Source organism: Microcoleus sp. ARI1-B5 (assembly GCF_036705795.1).
Taxonomy (GTDB): Bacteria; Cyanobacteriota; Cyanobacteriia; order Cyanobacteriales; family Microcoleaceae; genus Microcoleus.
In genome coordinates, this window is sequence record NZ_JAUBVK010000006.1 from 271,425 (window position 1) to 285,584 (window position 14,160).

Below are 14,160 nucleotides of genomic sequence, written 5' to 3' on the forward strand. Positions count from 1 at the left end.
GCAAAATTGAAATGTACATTGCTGTGCGATCGATAAAGAAAGGTTGGCGAGTGTTCGAGGCTGTGGGGGGCGGGTTTTTGGATTTGGGATTTGGGATTTAAAGTAGTCCGAGACTAGGCCAAATAAACCGGGTTTTTCACTTTTGTTAAAGGCTCAAACAATATTTATGTAGGGGCGGGTTTTACAAACAATCTGTGCCTAAAACCAATAATCTCTTAAAGCCGCCCCCACCCGATCGCAAAATTGAAATGTACATTGCTGTGCGATCGATAAAGAAAGGTTGGCGAGTGTTCGAGGCTGTGGGGGGCGGGTTTATTGATATCTTGAGCTACCGATCCATATTTCGGGTAAAACCCGCCCCTACAAACCAATCAATTCTTAATTACCTTTTTCCCCATTCCCAATTACCCATTCCCAATTCCCAAAGCTTCAAAATCATCCCGATCGCCCAAAAAAAACTTAGTATTACAGCGTAGCGCGAGTTATACTCCTATTGGAAAGACTGCGACTGCCCAAAAATCCCCAAATCAAAGTTTATGAGCAACACTTCCCCCCCTGAACCAGCCGCCGACAACCCCGAAACCAAAAAACTCAGTTTCTCCACAAAGTTAGCATACGGTGCGGGAGACCTCGGCCCCGCAATTACTGCGAATGTTCTGGTATTTTTCCTACTGTTTTTCTTTACCAACGTGGCTGGTTTGGCTGCGGGGACTGCTAGCAACATTTTGCTGATCGGCAAGGTTTGGGATGCGATAAATGACCCGATTGTGGGGGTTTTGAGCGATCGCACCTCTCACCCTTGGGGCCGCCGCTATCCTTGGATGGTTTACGGCGCAATCCCTTTCGGGATCTTCTTCTTTTTGCAGTGGATTGTTCCCAGCAAAGATCCCACGATATTGTTTTGGTACTATGTGGCGATCGGCATTTTGTTTAACACGGCCTACACCGCCGTCAACCTGCCTTACACCGCCCTCACCCCAGAATTAACCCAAGACTACAACGAACGCACTAGCCTTAACAGTTTCCGGTTTACTTTCTCGATCGGCGGCAGCATTTTGTCACTAATCATAGCGCAAATTATCTTTGCAGTAGTTAAAGACGACACCCAAAAATACATAATATTAGGCGCACTCTGTGCAGTAATTTCTGTATTGCCTTTATACTGGTGCTTTTTCGGAACCCGCAAACACGTTCTCTCTCAATTGCCAGAAAATCCAGTAGAAGACAATTCAACATCCTTGCCGCTAGGAGAACAGGTGCGGATTGCATTTAACAATCGCCCTTTTTTGTACGTAATTGGAATTTATCTCTGTTCTTGGCTGGGAGTGCAATTAACTGCTTCGATTTTGCCTTATTTTGTCATCAACTGGATGAATCTGCCACCAGCAACTTTTACCCAAACTGCGATCGCAGTTCAAGGCACTGCACTCGCCATGTTATCTGTTTGGAGTAAAGTCAGCGAGCGATATGGCAAAAAAGCTGTTTATTTTATGGGCATGAGTTTGTGGATTATCGCACAAGCCGGACTGTTTTTCCTGCAACCGGGACAAGTAGTTCAGATGTACCTGTTAGCAGTCATGGCTGGTGTGGGAGTTTCTACTGCTTATCTCATACCTTGGTCGATGATACCGGATGTGATTGAACTCGACGAACTCCAAACAGGCGAAAGACGCGAAGGCGTGTTTTATTCGTTTATGGTTTTGCTGCAAAAAATTGGTTTGGCGATCGGCTTGTGGTTGGTAGGCCAAGCATTAGAACAAGCTGGATTTCTCGCTACTGTTCAGGGAGAGGCTGCACCTATACAGCCGGATTCTGCGCTGTTCGCGATTCGAGTTGCGATCGGGCCGCTGCCCACAATTGCTTTAATTTGTGGCATGATTCTCACATATTTTTATCCAATCACCCGCGAAGTTCATGCCGAAATATTGTTGAAACTTCGAGAAAAGAAAGCACAGAATCAGTAAGCTGTCATGAGTAGTGGGTAATTGGTAAATTCACAAAATAACAATTACCAACAGCTCATCCGGGCGATATCCAGAGAAATTATCGCATCAGTTGCGAACTATTTCTATTCTCTTACGAATGTCTCATAAACCTCTTTCATCGGTTCGTCCAAAAAACACGGCCAGTTGCGGGTTTCCCGCTGGTATTGCTATAACTCTCCTCGGATGGTGAATAACAGCGATGGTTTTAGTAAGAGTCAAAGAGCTCAGAAACCCGGTGTTTCTGGGCCAAAACATCACATCGCCCAGCGCCCGGAGCCCCGGTAGCCCAACCCAGAAGGCTGGATTTTTTCGAGATGTCGATCGAGTTTGAACTCACAAAATATTAAATTTTATGTCAACTGGGCACGACAGAGAGTATTGTGTGATATTATAGGGCGAATCAGTTAATAGGCTTAAGCGATCGTTCAGCTCGTCAAAAAGTTGATAATTAAAAGATAAAGATAGATTTTTCTCGGAAATTGATTCGATTAGTTGCGGTTCCAAAAATCTGCGGAATGCTGTTAATTATTATATCTACATGGAAAATGCCAAAGTTTTTAGCAGGTCAGGAAAGCGGGTAAGTTAAGAGGTGCTGCTGCCGTTGGTGGCGATCGGAAAAATGGCAGAGATGACCAGGCAATACCAGCGCGATCGGCGGCTGATGCGTTACGGCAAATTGTAAAATTTTGGTAAAGTTATTGCGACACCCGAAGAAGCTCAGCGACACCCGAAAAAGTTTGGCGAAGCCGCCCACCAACCCCGAATACAAGCACAACACCGCAGACAGAAATACAGTCGGATACAACTCTCTCTCTTCAGTCAGTAAAAAAAAATGCAGCCGGCACAACATAGGAATTTAGTTATTTTTCTATACTATGTGAAAGTAGTGAGAACTATTGGAAGGAAGTAGAACCAACCAACCAAGAATCTCCTGTGATATCCTGAAGTCAATGGTGAAAGTATCAACCAGAAGGCTGGGATAACTGAGCTGATTTTACCAACAAAATATGAAAGAGGTCAACATGGAAACAGAACAGGACGCTCATATCGTACCAATTAGCAACCAGAGCAGACAGGTGCAGCAATTTCCCGTTGACGAGGGAGAAGAGTTAAGCGGGGCACCCCAGAAAGGATTGAATCTCAAGCCCTTGTTCAGGACTTTTGGGCGACAAGCCCTAGTCATCATTGCGATGGTAGCTCTAGCAGGCGGTGGAGTTTATTATAAGGTCAAGGGAGGCAAGAAAACATATCAAGGCGATTTTCGGATACTGGTGGAACCCGTGACAACGGAGGCAAGACTTACCGACGCATCTGCCCTCGCCAATCGCGGTGAGGGGGGTGGAGTGCCTAATCGAGAATTTTTTAGTTTGGACTATCCAACTCAGCTTCAAATTCTCCAGAGCCCTCAGATGCTGTCGGCTATTACCAAACAAGTCCAACAAAAATATCCAGAAATGACCGAGGAACTTCTTAAAAAAGGATTATTCGTTTTGCGCCTCGGAGAAAATGAGTTGACGCAAACTAAAATTTTGGAAGTTCGTTTCATGGGGCAGGACCCTAAATTAGTTGAGTTTGTTTTACAAGAAACTAAAAAGAAATATTTAAAGTACAGCCTTGACGAACGCAAGACTCGCATTGGTCAAGGTGTTAATTTTATTGAAAACCAGCTTCCGGGACTAAACAAGCGCGTAAATGACCTGAAGTCGGAGTTACAGGTGATACAGCAGCAGCAAAAAATTACCGATCCTAAAGAACAAGGCGGGCAATTGATCGCGCAAGTTCGCGCTATAGAAACTTTAGAGTTAGAAACTCAAAGGCTGCTACAGGAACAGAAAATGCTGTACGCTAACTTGCAAAAACAATTAGATTTTACACCAAATGAAGCTATTGCGGCTTCAGCTTTAAGCGAAGAACCTCAATATAAAGAGTTGCTGACCAAGGTTAAGGAAGTAGAAGGTCAGATTGCTGTAGAAACAGCTCGTTTTAAATCTGCTAACCCTATAGTGGAAGCTTTAGAGCGCAAGCGGGCAAATTTAGTAGCTTTGCTCAACAAGCAAACCGATCGCATTTTGGGGCAAAATTTGGTAGGCTCTCAAGCCAATTCTAAAGTTCAGAATTTTCAAAACTCGATTCGCATAGGCTTGATCAAACAATTGGTGGATACTGCGAACCAAGTTCAAGTCTTAGAAGCTCGCAGTCAGGCGATCGCCCAAACTAAAGAAGATTTGACCCGAAAAGTAAGAGATTTTCCGATTGTAGCTCGTCGCTACAACGAACTGCAACAGCAATTAGACATAGCTTCCACCAGCCGCCAGCAACTTTTAACTCAGCGGGAAACTCTGCGCGTCCAAGCCGCTCAAAGCCAAGTACCTTGGGAAGTTATTTCTCAACCCCAGATCCCCAAAGATATCAAAACAGGCAAACCGATTCCCGTTGCCTCGAAAAGTACAAACAACTTTGTGATGGGAATTTTTGGAGGACTCGTGTTAGGTCTGGCAGCAGCTATTATCATTGAAAAAATCCGCAATATTTTCTACTGTGCTGATGACGTTAAAGATGCGGTAGACGCGCCTTTATTGGGAGTAATTCCTCTTGACAAAAATGCTAAAAATTTTCCGCCTTCTATTGCTAATGCCTATGCTTATCTTGAAGGAAAAAAGGGTAATCATAAAAATGCTTCGGAATTTATAGAAGCTTTTGACTCTCTTTATACTAATATCCGCTTTCTTTCTTCAAATCGAACGATTAGCTCTTTGGCAGTTGGTTCGGCTACAGTTGGCGAAGGCAAATCTACCGTTGCTTTAAACTTAGCCCACGTGGCAGCGCTGGCGGGTCAGCGAGTGCTGTTGGTAGACGCGAACTTGCATTCGCCCAGCCTCCACTGGCTCCTGGAACTGCCTAATGTCAAGGGATTGAGCAACTTGCTCGACAATAAAAACGAACCGGATGAAATTATCCAGCGATCGCATCTAACGGATAATCTTTTTGTATTAACTGCCGGTGTTCCGGTTCCCGGTACTGCCAGACGGCTTGCCTCATCTGGGATGCAGTATTTAATGGAAGAACTTCAGGCAACATTTGACTTAGTGATCTACGATACGCCGCCGCTGGTTGACAGTAAAGATGCGAATTTTTTAGCGGCGCGCACAGATGGAATACTGATGGTTGTAGCAGTTCGCCAGGTCCACTTTTCTGTAGTCAAAAAAGTTTTCAGTCAATTAGAAAATTTTGGCATACCCTGCTTGGGCACCGTTGCCAATCACGCCAGCAAAGGCAAGAAGTATCAAGCATCTAAACCCTCAGTGGTGGCAGAGAAAAATGAATATTTGAATTTTGCACCAGCAGAGTCTGGCATCCGCAAACTAGCTCCCAAAAAAGAGTGAGAGTAAATCCGGGTTAAAAACCCCTCTATTGCTGAAGAGGGGGAGAGAGGGGGAGAGGGGGAGAGAGAGGGAGAGAGGGGGATAGGGGGATAGGGGGATAGGGGGAGAGAGGGAGAGGGGGAGAGGGGGAGAAATTAGCGACCAATAAAAGGGGGTAGTAAACCCGGATTTGGTATGAGAGTAAAAAAGATGACCCCACCCCAAAATTTTAGACTCCTGTTCAACTTCCCAGATTCTCTGCGCTGCAAGTCAATCTAAAATCTAAACTCTAAAATCTAAAATCGACTGATGGCGGACTAATTTGCATCCGGCTGCGTAGGAAATGTGACGGTAAAATTAGTCCAGCCCTTGCTGCTTTCAACCTCAATTTTTCCCTGCAACTGTTCGACAAGTTTTTCAACCAAAGCTAAACCCAAACCTGTACCTCCTTGTTTCCAGGGATCGGCGTTGGGAACTCGATAAAATTTCTCGAAAATTCGAGGCAATTCCTCTATCGAAATGGAAGATTGATTGCTGAGTGTAAATTGAATTTCCGAAGCCCTAACACTTGCTTGTCCCGAATTTTTCCCGCTTTCTCCTTCTTCCCAGTCTCGCTTGAGGCACTGAACTTTCAGAGAGATTTCGCCGTCATTGGCAGTATATTTGCAGGCATTGTTGAGGAGTTCTGCTAAAATTCGTCCTAAACTAGCGCGGTTGGAACTGATCGTGGGGAGGTGGCGATCGCACTCTACTCGCAAATGCTGGTGGCGGTTGTGGGCGCGGGTATAAAACGGGTCGATAATCGTAGGCAGCCAGACTTCTAAGTTTACTGGTTCGAGATCGATCGGACAAGTTGCTGCTTCGAGCCGCTGCAAATCGAGCAAAGCATTAATTAAATCGGTTTCTCTAGTACATTCAGTTTCTAAAATTTCTAAATAAATCTGGCGCCGGTCTGGTGTGGGAGAAATTCTCAGCATATGAATAGCCATTTTCATATTAGCTAAAGGCGTCCGCAGTTCGTGAGAAACTGTGCTGAGAAATTCATCTTTGAGAACGTTTAAATGCTGGAGTTCCTGCACTTTTTGTTGCAATTGGGCGGTACGTTCTTGGACTTGGCGTTCGAGGTCGGTGTTGAGATTTTGTACTTGCTGGTAGAGTTGGGCTTGCTGAATGGCGATCGCGATTTGAGTTGCCAGCTGCTGCAGCAAATCCAATTCCGAAGCCTGCCATTGCCGGGATTTGGAACACTGATGGACGCACATCATCCCCCACAAATGGCCGTCTTGCAAAATTGGTACAATCAAATAAGCTTTGATTTGCGCGATCTGCAAGCGCGCATATTTTTCGGCACTCAAACGGGCTTGGTCGATGTCTGGGACGGCATAAATCTCCTGTTCGATCGCCGCAGCAGCTTCTTGCCAAATATGATCGGGCAGGATTTCTCCCAAGATAGAAGACCACTTGGGGGCAACGGATTCTGCCACAAAAATACCGAAATTGCTCGACTCCAAACGCACGATCGCTACTCTGTCAGCGTGCAAAACTTGCCGGACTTCATCGACGCTGGCGTTGAGAATTTCTTCGAGGTTTAAGGATTGGTGAATCCGCAAGGAAATGTCAGTTAACAGCCGATCGCGCTGCACCTGTTCGTGGAGTTTGGCAGTCCGTTCGCGCACCTGCTGTTCCAATTTGGCATTGCGGCTTTGCAGCAGTTCCAATTTTTCCGATTGCAGTTGATAAACCGACTGCTGCAACTGTTTGACAACTCGGTACATTTCTGTCGGGTCGAGGACTCTGAGCAAGCTGGTTTGAGTAATAATTCCCAACAGTTCACCGCGCCCCCCGCACACGACCAACCGCTGCACTTGTTGCTGCTGCATTTGTTTGTGCGCCGTCCACAGGGAATCGGAAGGTTGCAGAAATTGCAGGGGAGTTCTCATGACTTTTTGAGCTGGGGTTTCCTCGAAATTTAGTTCGAGAAACTGTGCCTGCACGATGTCGTATTCGGTAAGAATTCCCAAAGGTTGGTGAAAGGAATAGTGAAAAATGGAGGTATGGTCATCTTTGGGCTTCTCCATTGTTAATTCTTTGTTTTTTGTAATGACTACGCAACTGACTTGATGCTCTGACATCAGTTCGGTTATGCTTTTGAGCGAGGCGGTGTGGGGCGCTGTAATTGGCGTAGTCATCAATTCTGCTACCCGCCGCAATTTGAGAATGTTTGAAGGCTGCAATACTTGGCGAATTCTTTCGCGCGTCAGCACTCCTACCAAGTGGCGAAATTGATTGACGATCGGCAAATAGCGAATTCGGTGCTGGCGAAATAACGATAAAGCGGTAAACACGTCTTGGTCGTCGGATTCTGTGAGGGAAACCGACACCGGGGACATGACTTCGGAAATTGGTATTTTGTGGAGGGCTACTTTTTGCAGGCTGTTGATTTTGCCATTCGCGATCAGTCTCACTAAGTCGGCGGGGGTTAGTATGCCGATTAACAGCCCGCGGCTGGGGTTGTCGGATAAGTTGCCTGTGGTAATAGTCTGCTGGTTCTGCACGACGAGCAGGCAGCGGGCCCGCACCTTGTCCGGCACGGACGCTTCGCCCATCGCCCCCCGCTCTGAGGGTAAAGGCGTTTTGACTAAGGGACAACTGTTTTGCAACTGACTCATCAGGGCGATCGCCACTGCTAAGGAAGTTTCTGGGCCGGCAGTTAGGGGGTAGCGGTCGATCGCTTGTTCTAAGGCTGAGGAGTAAAAAGGCGGGTGGTAAAAGGGCATAGTTGATTGCAGGTTTTCGGAGGGCGGCTAATACCATTTTCGATTGAATAATTGGGAATCGCTTATTGCATAAGGGTTTGGAGTTTCCCTACAGTTGTATTATTTTGTGAAAATTGTATAACTATCGCGCAAAGCTTTAGGGAATGGTAGAAACACCTCGCCTGTGCTTCGGATTTAAATAATAAACTTTCTAATTGATTATTTCCACGGAATCTGAGCTTGAGATTAATCGTCTCACTAATGGGCAATATCACTCATCTGAAATACGCAGGGCGGTTTTTACTCCCGGCTTTTATCCTGAGACTCCCCTATAATCAAAATAACCGGAATGTAAAGTTTTACTACAAGATTAGCCATAATGACAACTTTAAGCTTAGAGCAAATTGCAGCCAAGTTAGAAAGCGAAAATTCAGCCGATCGCATGGTGGCTTTGGCAAACTTGCGGAACGTGCCGGCGGAAACGGCGGTACCTTTGATTAAAAAGGTGTTGAACGACGAAAGTTTGCAAGTGCGATCGATGGCTGTGTTTGCTCTCGGGGTCAAACCGACTGCTGAGTGCTATCCCATTCTAGTTAAATTGCTAGAAACAGACCCGGATTACGGCATTCGCGCTGACGCTGCGGGTGCTTTGGGCTATCTGGAAGATATCAGAGCTTTTGAGGCTTTGGTGCGCGCTTTTTATGAGGATACGGAATGGCTGGTGCGCTTTAGTGCTGCTGTTTCTCTGGGGAATCTCAAAGATCCCCGGGCTCGCGACGTGCTGCTGAAAGCTCTCGAATGCGAGCAAGTGGTGATCCAGCAGGCGGCGATTTCGGCTTTGGGGGAAATTAAGGACATGGGCGCGATCGATCGCATCCTCAACTTTGCTCAGTCGGAAGATTGGCTGATCCGCCAGAGGCTGGCTGAAGCTTTGGGCAATTTGCCGAGTGTGAAGAGCGTTTCGGCTTTGAAATACTTAGCAAAAGACAAGAATTCTCAAGTATCTCAAGCGGCAACAATTTCTCTCGATCGGCTTTCAAAAGCAGAAGGATAACAGATAGCGATACTTTTTTTTGTAAGTGTTTCATTTCCGCGCTTTTGGGGCGGGATGAAACACCGATAGCCTAATTTATTCAGCCCTCTGCTAGATCAACCGATTTCTCAGTTCTTGAGGTGACAAAACGGGAATCGGCGAGCCTGCGAATCCATTCACATCCCGAGTAACGATCGCCTCTAACTCTAACTCGATCGCACACGCTATCTGCACCGCATCTTCAAAATCCGGCAATCGCAGCGCGATCGCTTGCTCCAGAACCTCTCGATCCACCGCACAAATTTCCATCAATGCCAACAGTCGAGTTACGGCGGCAATCGCAGCTTCAGAACTCTTGGTTTGTCGTCCAACCAAATAATGCACATCCTTGACATACTCCCCAGCCTAAAGGCATGGGGATTCTAGGCTCAAACAGCAATTGCAGGCGAGCGCCTGTCTGACATCGCCTAACCCAACAGTCGATGCCCCGACTGCACAAATATTCTTACTGGCGTTTTCATCCCTCCCATTCACTGATTGACAGAACGGACAACGCCATTCTCTAGCAGACAAATCAAGACTTTCTAAAACCTGTCCACAACTAGAACAAGTCTTACTACTGGGATACCACTGGTCGATGAAAATAACCAGTTTCTTCTTATTTTTGGCTACCCATTCTAGGATTTGCAGGAATTCACCAAAAGCTAAGTCTGATATCTTCCTACCCCAAAGTCGTTGCATTCCTTTGAGGTTTAAAGTCTCAAAACAAAGAAGGTCGAATTTATCAGTTAGTTCATGCGCTAACTTCCAAAACCAATCACGCCGACGATGAGAAATATCCTCATATTTGCGTACTAGATTCTTCCTCGATCGTTCTCTGTTAGATGATCCTTTTAGTTTTTTGGAATGCTGTCTACTAGCTTTTGTGATGGAATTTAGAGATTGCTTAAAAAATTGGGGTGACTCAATTTTAGTACCATCTGAGCAAGTGAGGAATGTTTTCAACCCAAAATCAAATGAGCGCGATTTTACCCGTCTTAACTTCAACTTCTGGATTACTACCATCATCAACAACCACAACCATAAACAATTCACCCAATAAAGTGCGTTTTATAGTTAAGGTTTTGACTGTTCCCTCAATCTCTCTCGACTTCCAAAATTGATAAACTCGACTACCAATCTTTACTCTATTGCCACCCAAAAACTTATAGCCTGCTTGTTTTAGCGTGAACGATTTGTATTTCTTGACCTTCTTGAATCCTGGTGGCTTAACTCCTTTCTTGTTGTGCTTAAAAAATAATTGGTAGGCTTTGTCAATGCGTTGACAAATATCTTGCACTGCTTGAGAACCTACTGATTGCCAAAACGGGGTTTTCTTCCGCAACTTAGCGATATGAGACTGAAGTTTTGCACAGCTTAAATGCTTGCCCCAAATTCGGTAGTACCGTTTATGGAGAGCAATGCAATGGTTATAAATCACCCCAGCAGCGTTAATTGTGCGCTTGAGATGTCTATTTTTTTTGTGCTGATATAACTTAAACTTCAGTGTTTTCATATTACCCATGATACCATAAATGGGTAGCCATTGGATAGCAAAATGAAAGAGAGGTTGAGTATACTGGTTGACCCTCAAAGGCTTGAAAAATTAAGAAGAATTGCCGGCACAGAAGCGCAAGACGATGACTCAGTTGATTGAGGACTGGATTGATAGACTACAGGAATAAAAGTCGCCCTAGAAGGGCCAGGCTTTAAACCCAGCTTTTTGGTAACCGTTGTCGCCGACGTAAGCCCTTCAACTCGCCCCGATTCAACGGCATTCAGTAAAAAAGCAGCATCCGCTACAAAAGGTTCGCGGGCAAGCATTGCATCCAGTAAAACATTGGTATCAAATAAAACTTTCATCACAGATACTTTTGGACTAACCGCTCATCCAACATTGCCTTTACTTCTGCATCTGTAGGTGGTGGCGCGTCCGTTTTCGCAATGCCAATTAAACTCGCGGCTAAACCCTTCGGCTTCACCTTCGATCGGGGTTTCGGTTGGAGCGATCGCATCAAAGCATTAATTAACTGCCATCGCTCCTCGGCAGACAACCTCAGTGCTCGGTCTTGAAGTTCGCGTAACGTCATAGTAATTATCTTTGACAGAAAGCATTGGACAAGCAGGCAAATATATAAATACCCCCGCTTCAAATTTTAGCGCCTCAAGTGATATAATGTTAGCTTCTTAAAAACACTTAATTTTTCGGGAGAGGGAGTTAAATGCCCTACAGTCAATTTAGCGTCGAACAAATTAAGACAAATTTTGGCATAACCTTGACTAGAACGGTTGGCTTGTTTGCCGACATTCCCGAAATAGAACCCAGCAATTTTTTGCAAGAAACTTTGCAATTCAATCTACCTTTAGCACTAGAGATTAATTCAGAGAAAGCTCGCTCCGAGCTAATTGTCGCGCCGATATTAGTTGAAATTAAAAAACGGCTGCCGGAACGGATGAGTTTATTTTCAGGTCGAGAATTTAATGTAGACCCTGCTAGGGGTTTGAGCGGTTATTGCGATTTTTTAATTAGCCGATCGCCCGAACAGCTAGTCATTGAATCCCCAGTTATCGCCTTGGTTGAAGCCAAAAATGACAACATTCAATCCGGCTTAGGGCAGTGCATGGCAGAAACCATTGCAGCGCAAATATTTAACCAGCGTCACGAAAATGACATTCAGACAATTTATGGAGTTGTGACAACTGGGAGTATCTGGAAATTCTTTAAGCTAGAAGGAATTGCGATCGAGATTGACACAGACGAATATTTTATCAATAATGTTGCCCAAATTCTCGGGATCTTAATAAATTTTATAGAGTCTTGACTAAAACCAGAATGTATTATGTAAGCTGCGACGGCAAATCGCAAGTTAAAATAGTTGTTGATCTCCTTTAACCAAAACTAGCCATGAATCAACCGCCGAATCCTTTTAACTCAAATCCATCCAATCCGCTAGACCCCTTGGAGCAACAACTTGACGAGCAAGGTGAAGAATTGCCGAGACGCTATCACCCGGCTACTAAAAAAACTCTGCAAAAATTATTCCTCATCCTGATAGTTGTCGGGGTAGCTATTGGGGGAGTTCTATCTGTAGGGGTGATCGCGCTGATGCAAAAAGCCGGACTGACTGATGTGCCGGCGCGGGTACAGACTCCGAAGTGAAGGGGTGGGTTAAGCGTACCGTCCGCGATGCCGAGCCTGAGTTATATTATCGTTCAATCTCGCTTCCGTTTGGCGCGAAATTAAGACTCGATCGCGCGCTCCCAAAAAATCTTAATATTTTCATCATTGTATTTGATGCAACTGTGTCTGTACAATCAAATTCAATACTATTGGGGCTTACGCAAAAAACTGTTTGAGAACCGCCCAGGGTAGCGAGATAGTGGTATTTTATACCATTTTTTTTTTAATAAATTACACTTATTCGGAACAATGTAATGTTACTTATTGCGCTATTTATTGCCACATTATTTTTAGCATACTCTAATGGTGCTAATGATAATTTTAAAGGTGTGGCGACACTGTTTGGCAGTCAGACGACGAACTATAAAACAGCAATTGGTTTGGCAACAATCGCAACTTTTGCAGGTTCAGCATTTTCTATTTTTCTAGCAGAAACGCTGGTAAAAAGCTTTTCGGGAAAAGGATTAGTACCGGACGGGATCGCCAATGCCCAAGATTTTCATTTAGCTGTGGCGATCGCTGCGGGTTTAACCGTCATTCTTGCTACCGTAACTGGATTCCCTATTTCCACAACTCACGGTCTCACAGGCGCTCTTGTCGGTGCAGGTTTAGTAGCAATTGGTACCGAAGTTAATTTTACAGCATTGCAGAAAACTTTTCTGCTGCCTTTGTTGCTGAGTCCGATGATTGCGGTGCCATTAGGAGCTTTAATTTATGGGTTGTCTCGCTATTTGCGAGTTTATTTAGGAATCGAGAAAGAATGGTGTATTTGCGCCGGTCAAACTCAACAGATTATTCCTATTCCCCAACCCGATGGAACTAACATAATTAAGTGCCTCACAACCGCCGATGTTGCCGTCGATTCTCTAGATAAATGTACGCAAAGATACAGGGGAAATTTCTTAGGATTCACCAGCCAAAAAATAGTAGACGCTTGCCATTTTATGAGTGCTGCAATAGTCAGTTTTGCCCGAGGATTGAACGATACTCCTAAAATTGTTTCGCTCATGTTAGTCGGCGAATCGATATCTGTTCAATGGGGAAGTTTAGCAGTAGCTTTGGGTATGGCGATCGGCGGTTTGTTGAATGCTAAAAAAGTGGCAGAAACGATGAGCAAAAAGATTACAACAATGAATGCCGGTCAAGGACTTGTGGCGAACTTAGTGACGGGATTTTTAGTTATTGCTGCCAGTCGCTATGGACTTCCAGTTTCGACTACCCATGTTTCGGTAGGTTCAATCTTTGGTGTGGGATTGATTTCAAAGAAAGCTAACGCGCGCGTTTTCTATCAGATTCTATTATCATGGATTTTGACCTTACCAATTGCTGCTGCAATTAGTGCCAGCACTTACTGGGTATTGCATCGATAAGAGAATTAATCGCTAAGATATTTTCATAGATGTTGCCAAAATAATTGATGCTTAAAAATTCTCAAATTGCGCCCGATCGCACTCCACAACCTCAGATTTCCCAAAAACTGGTCTCCGCAGGCTTTCACGCTCTTTCTGACCCCCTGCGGATTCAGATTCTGGAGTTGCTGCAGGAACAGGAATTGTGCGTTTGCGAATTGTGCGATCGGCTGGGAGTCCCTCAGTCTAAACTCTCTTTCCACCTCAAAACCCTAAAAGAAGCCGGTTTAGTTCGCAGCCGCCAAGAAGGCCGCTGGATCTACTACAGCCTCAATTTAGCTCAGTTTATCGCCCTGGAAGAGTACCTCGCCGAGTATCGCCGTTTCAGCCAGATGCTGCCGGCGCGCCCTTGTTCCGAGGCGGGTTGACCCATCAATATTTCTTGATAAGTTATA

Annotated in this window: 13 protein-coding genes and 1 pseudogene; 8 read left to right on the forward strand and 6 right to left on the reverse strand. The window is 45.1% G+C overall.

All coding sequences use genetic code 11. The features are described from left to right. The first annotated feature begins 194 nt into the window (after positions 1-194). The 3 genes from QUB63_RS12655 to QUB63_RS12665 all read left to right on the forward strand — a co-directional run bounded on the left by QUB63_RS12655 (position 195) and on the right by QUB63_RS12665 (position 5,368). On the forward strand, positions 195-476 hold the full coding sequence (locus QUB63_RS12655; RefSeq protein ID WP_332945514.1) for a hypothetical protein: 282 nt from the start codon (positions 195-197) through the stop codon (positions 474-476). A 60-nt stretch (positions 477-536) separates the two neighbouring features. Further along, the gene (locus tag QUB63_RS12660; protein WP_332945516.1) at positions 537-1,964 is read left to right on the forward strand and encodes an MFS transporter; all 1,428 of its coding nucleotides are present in this window, start codon (positions 537-539) and stop codon (positions 1,962-1,964) included. A gap of 1,043 nt (positions 1,965-3,007) precedes the next feature. Then, the gene (locus tag QUB63_RS12665) at positions 3,008-5,368 is read left to right on the forward strand and encodes a GumC family protein (protein ID WP_332945517.1); all 2,361 of its coding nucleotides are present in this window, start codon (positions 3,008-3,010) and stop codon (positions 5,366-5,368) included. A gap of 296 nt (positions 5,369-5,664) precedes the next feature. Here QUB63_RS12665 and QUB63_RS12670 read toward each other — a convergent pair whose 3' ends face one another. Beyond that, positions 5,665-8,124 (reverse strand): CBS domain-containing protein, encoded by a 2,460-nt coding sequence (locus QUB63_RS12670; RefSeq protein ID WP_332945518.1) that lies wholly within the window; start codon positions 8,122-8,124, stop codon positions 5,665-5,667. 358 nt (positions 8,125-8,482) lie between these two features. On the opposite strand from QUB63_RS12670, the gene QUB63_RS12675 reads away from it, so the two are divergent. Further along, on the forward strand, positions 8,483-9,157 hold the full coding sequence (locus QUB63_RS12675; RefSeq protein ID WP_332945520.1) for a HEAT repeat domain-containing protein: 675 nt from the start codon (positions 8,483-8,485) through the stop codon (positions 9,155-9,157). Between the two features lie 90 nt (positions 9,158-9,247). Here QUB63_RS12675 and QUB63_RS12680 read toward each other — a convergent pair. The 5 genes and pseudogenes from QUB63_RS12680 to QUB63_RS12700 form a co-directional block, all read right to left on the reverse strand. Continuing rightward, positions 9,248-9,523 (reverse strand): annotated as a pseudogene (locus QUB63_RS12680) (type II toxin-antitoxin system VapC family toxin); the annotation flags it as partial. An 18-nt stretch (positions 9,524-9,541) separates the two neighbouring features. Beyond that, positions 9,542-10,204 carry an RNA-guided endonuclease InsQ/TnpB family protein gene (locus QUB63_RS12685; protein WP_332945522.1) on the reverse strand — a complete coding sequence of 221 codons (663 nt, stop codon included), beginning with the start codon at positions 10,202-10,204 and terminating at the stop codon, positions 9,542-9,544. Further along, entirely contained in the window at positions 10,149-10,691 is a 543-nt protein-coding gene (locus QUB63_RS12690) for an RNA-guided endonuclease InsQ/TnpB family protein (RefSeq protein WP_332945524.1), read from the reverse strand. The genes QUB63_RS12685 and QUB63_RS12690 overlap by 56 nt, the downstream gene beginning before the upstream one ends. Before the next feature lie 74 nt (positions 10,692-10,765). Further along, the gene (locus QUB63_RS12695) at positions 10,766-11,038 is read right to left on the reverse strand and encodes a PIN domain-containing protein (RefSeq protein ID WP_332945525.1); all 273 of its coding nucleotides are present in this window, start codon (positions 11,036-11,038) and stop codon (positions 10,766-10,768) included. Further along, positions 11,038-11,265 (reverse strand): hypothetical protein, encoded by a 228-nt coding sequence (locus QUB63_RS12700; protein WP_194067282.1) that lies wholly within the window; start codon positions 11,263-11,265, stop codon positions 11,038-11,040. Before QUB63_RS12700 ends, QUB63_RS12695 begins: the two co-directional genes overlap by 1 nt. A gap of 132 nt (positions 11,266-11,397) precedes the next feature. On the opposite strand from QUB63_RS12700, the gene QUB63_RS12705 reads away from it, so the two are divergent. From QUB63_RS12705 to QUB63_RS12720, 4 genes are all read left to right on the forward strand, one after another. After that, positions 11,398-11,997, forward strand: a complete 600-nt coding sequence (locus tag QUB63_RS12705) for a hypothetical protein (protein ID WP_332945527.1) — start codon at positions 11,398-11,400, stop codon at positions 11,995-11,997. Between the two features lie 83 nt (positions 11,998-12,080). Beyond that, a complete protein-coding gene (locus QUB63_RS12710) occupies positions 12,081-12,335 on the forward strand; it encodes a hypothetical protein (RefSeq protein ID WP_332945528.1) in 255 nt (84 codons plus the stop codon). Positions 12,336-12,610: 275 nt separating this feature from the next. After that, the gene (locus QUB63_RS12715; RefSeq protein WP_332945530.1) at positions 12,611-13,726 is read left to right on the forward strand and encodes an inorganic phosphate transporter; all 1,116 of its coding nucleotides are present in this window, start codon (positions 12,611-12,613) and stop codon (positions 13,724-13,726) included. A gap of 47 nt (positions 13,727-13,773) precedes the next feature. Then, complete coding sequence (locus QUB63_RS12720) at positions 13,774-14,133, forward strand: ArsR/SmtB family transcription factor (protein ID WP_332945531.1); 360 nt, start codon at positions 13,774-13,776, stop codon at positions 14,131-14,133. The last annotated feature ends 27 nt before the right edge of the window (positions 14,134-14,160 follow it).

What these genes read in the sequence shown, in the direction of transcription:
- QUB63_RS12660 (WP_332945516.1), top strand. Translation starts at nt 537, where the DNA reads ATGAGCAACACTTCCCCCCCTGAACCAGCCGCCGACAACCCCGAAACC.
- QUB63_RS12665 (WP_332945517.1), top strand. Translation starts at nt 3,008, where the DNA reads ATGGAAACAGAACAGGACGCTCATATCGTACCAATTAGCAACCAGAGC.
- QUB63_RS12670 (WP_332945518.1), bottom strand. Translation starts at nt 8,124, where the DNA reads ATGCCCTTTTACCACCCGCCTTTTTACTCCTCAGCCTTAGAACAAGCG.
- QUB63_RS12675 (WP_332945520.1), top strand. Translation starts at nt 8,483, where the DNA reads ATGACAACTTTAAGCTTAGAGCAAATTGCAGCCAAGTTAGAAAGCGAA.
- QUB63_RS12685 (WP_332945522.1), bottom strand. Translation starts at nt 10,204, where the DNA reads ATGATGGTAGTAATCCAGAAGTTGAAGTTAAGACGGGTAAAATCGCGC.
- QUB63_RS12690 (WP_332945524.1), bottom strand. Translation starts at nt 10,691, where the DNA reads ATGAAAACACTGAAGTTTAAGTTATATCAGCACAAAAAAAATAGACAT.
- QUB63_RS12695 (WP_332945525.1), bottom strand. Translation starts at nt 11,038, where the DNA reads ATGAAAGTTTTATTTGATACCAATGTTTTACTGGATGCAATGCTTGCC.
- QUB63_RS12700 (WP_194067282.1), bottom strand. Translation starts at nt 11,265, where the DNA reads ATGACGTTACGCGAACTTCAAGACCGAGCACTGAGGTTGTCTGCCGAG.
- QUB63_RS12705 (WP_332945527.1), top strand. Translation starts at nt 11,398, where the DNA reads ATGCCCTACAGTCAATTTAGCGTCGAACAAATTAAGACAAATTTTGGC.
- QUB63_RS12710 (WP_332945528.1), top strand. Translation starts at nt 12,081, where the DNA reads ATGAATCAACCGCCGAATCCTTTTAACTCAAATCCATCCAATCCGCTA.
- QUB63_RS12715 (WP_332945530.1), top strand. Translation starts at nt 12,611, where the DNA reads ATGTTACTTATTGCGCTATTTATTGCCACATTATTTTTAGCATACTCT.
- QUB63_RS12720 (WP_332945531.1), top strand. Translation starts at nt 13,774, where the DNA reads ATGCTTAAAAATTCTCAAATTGCGCCCGATCGCACTCCACAACCTCAG.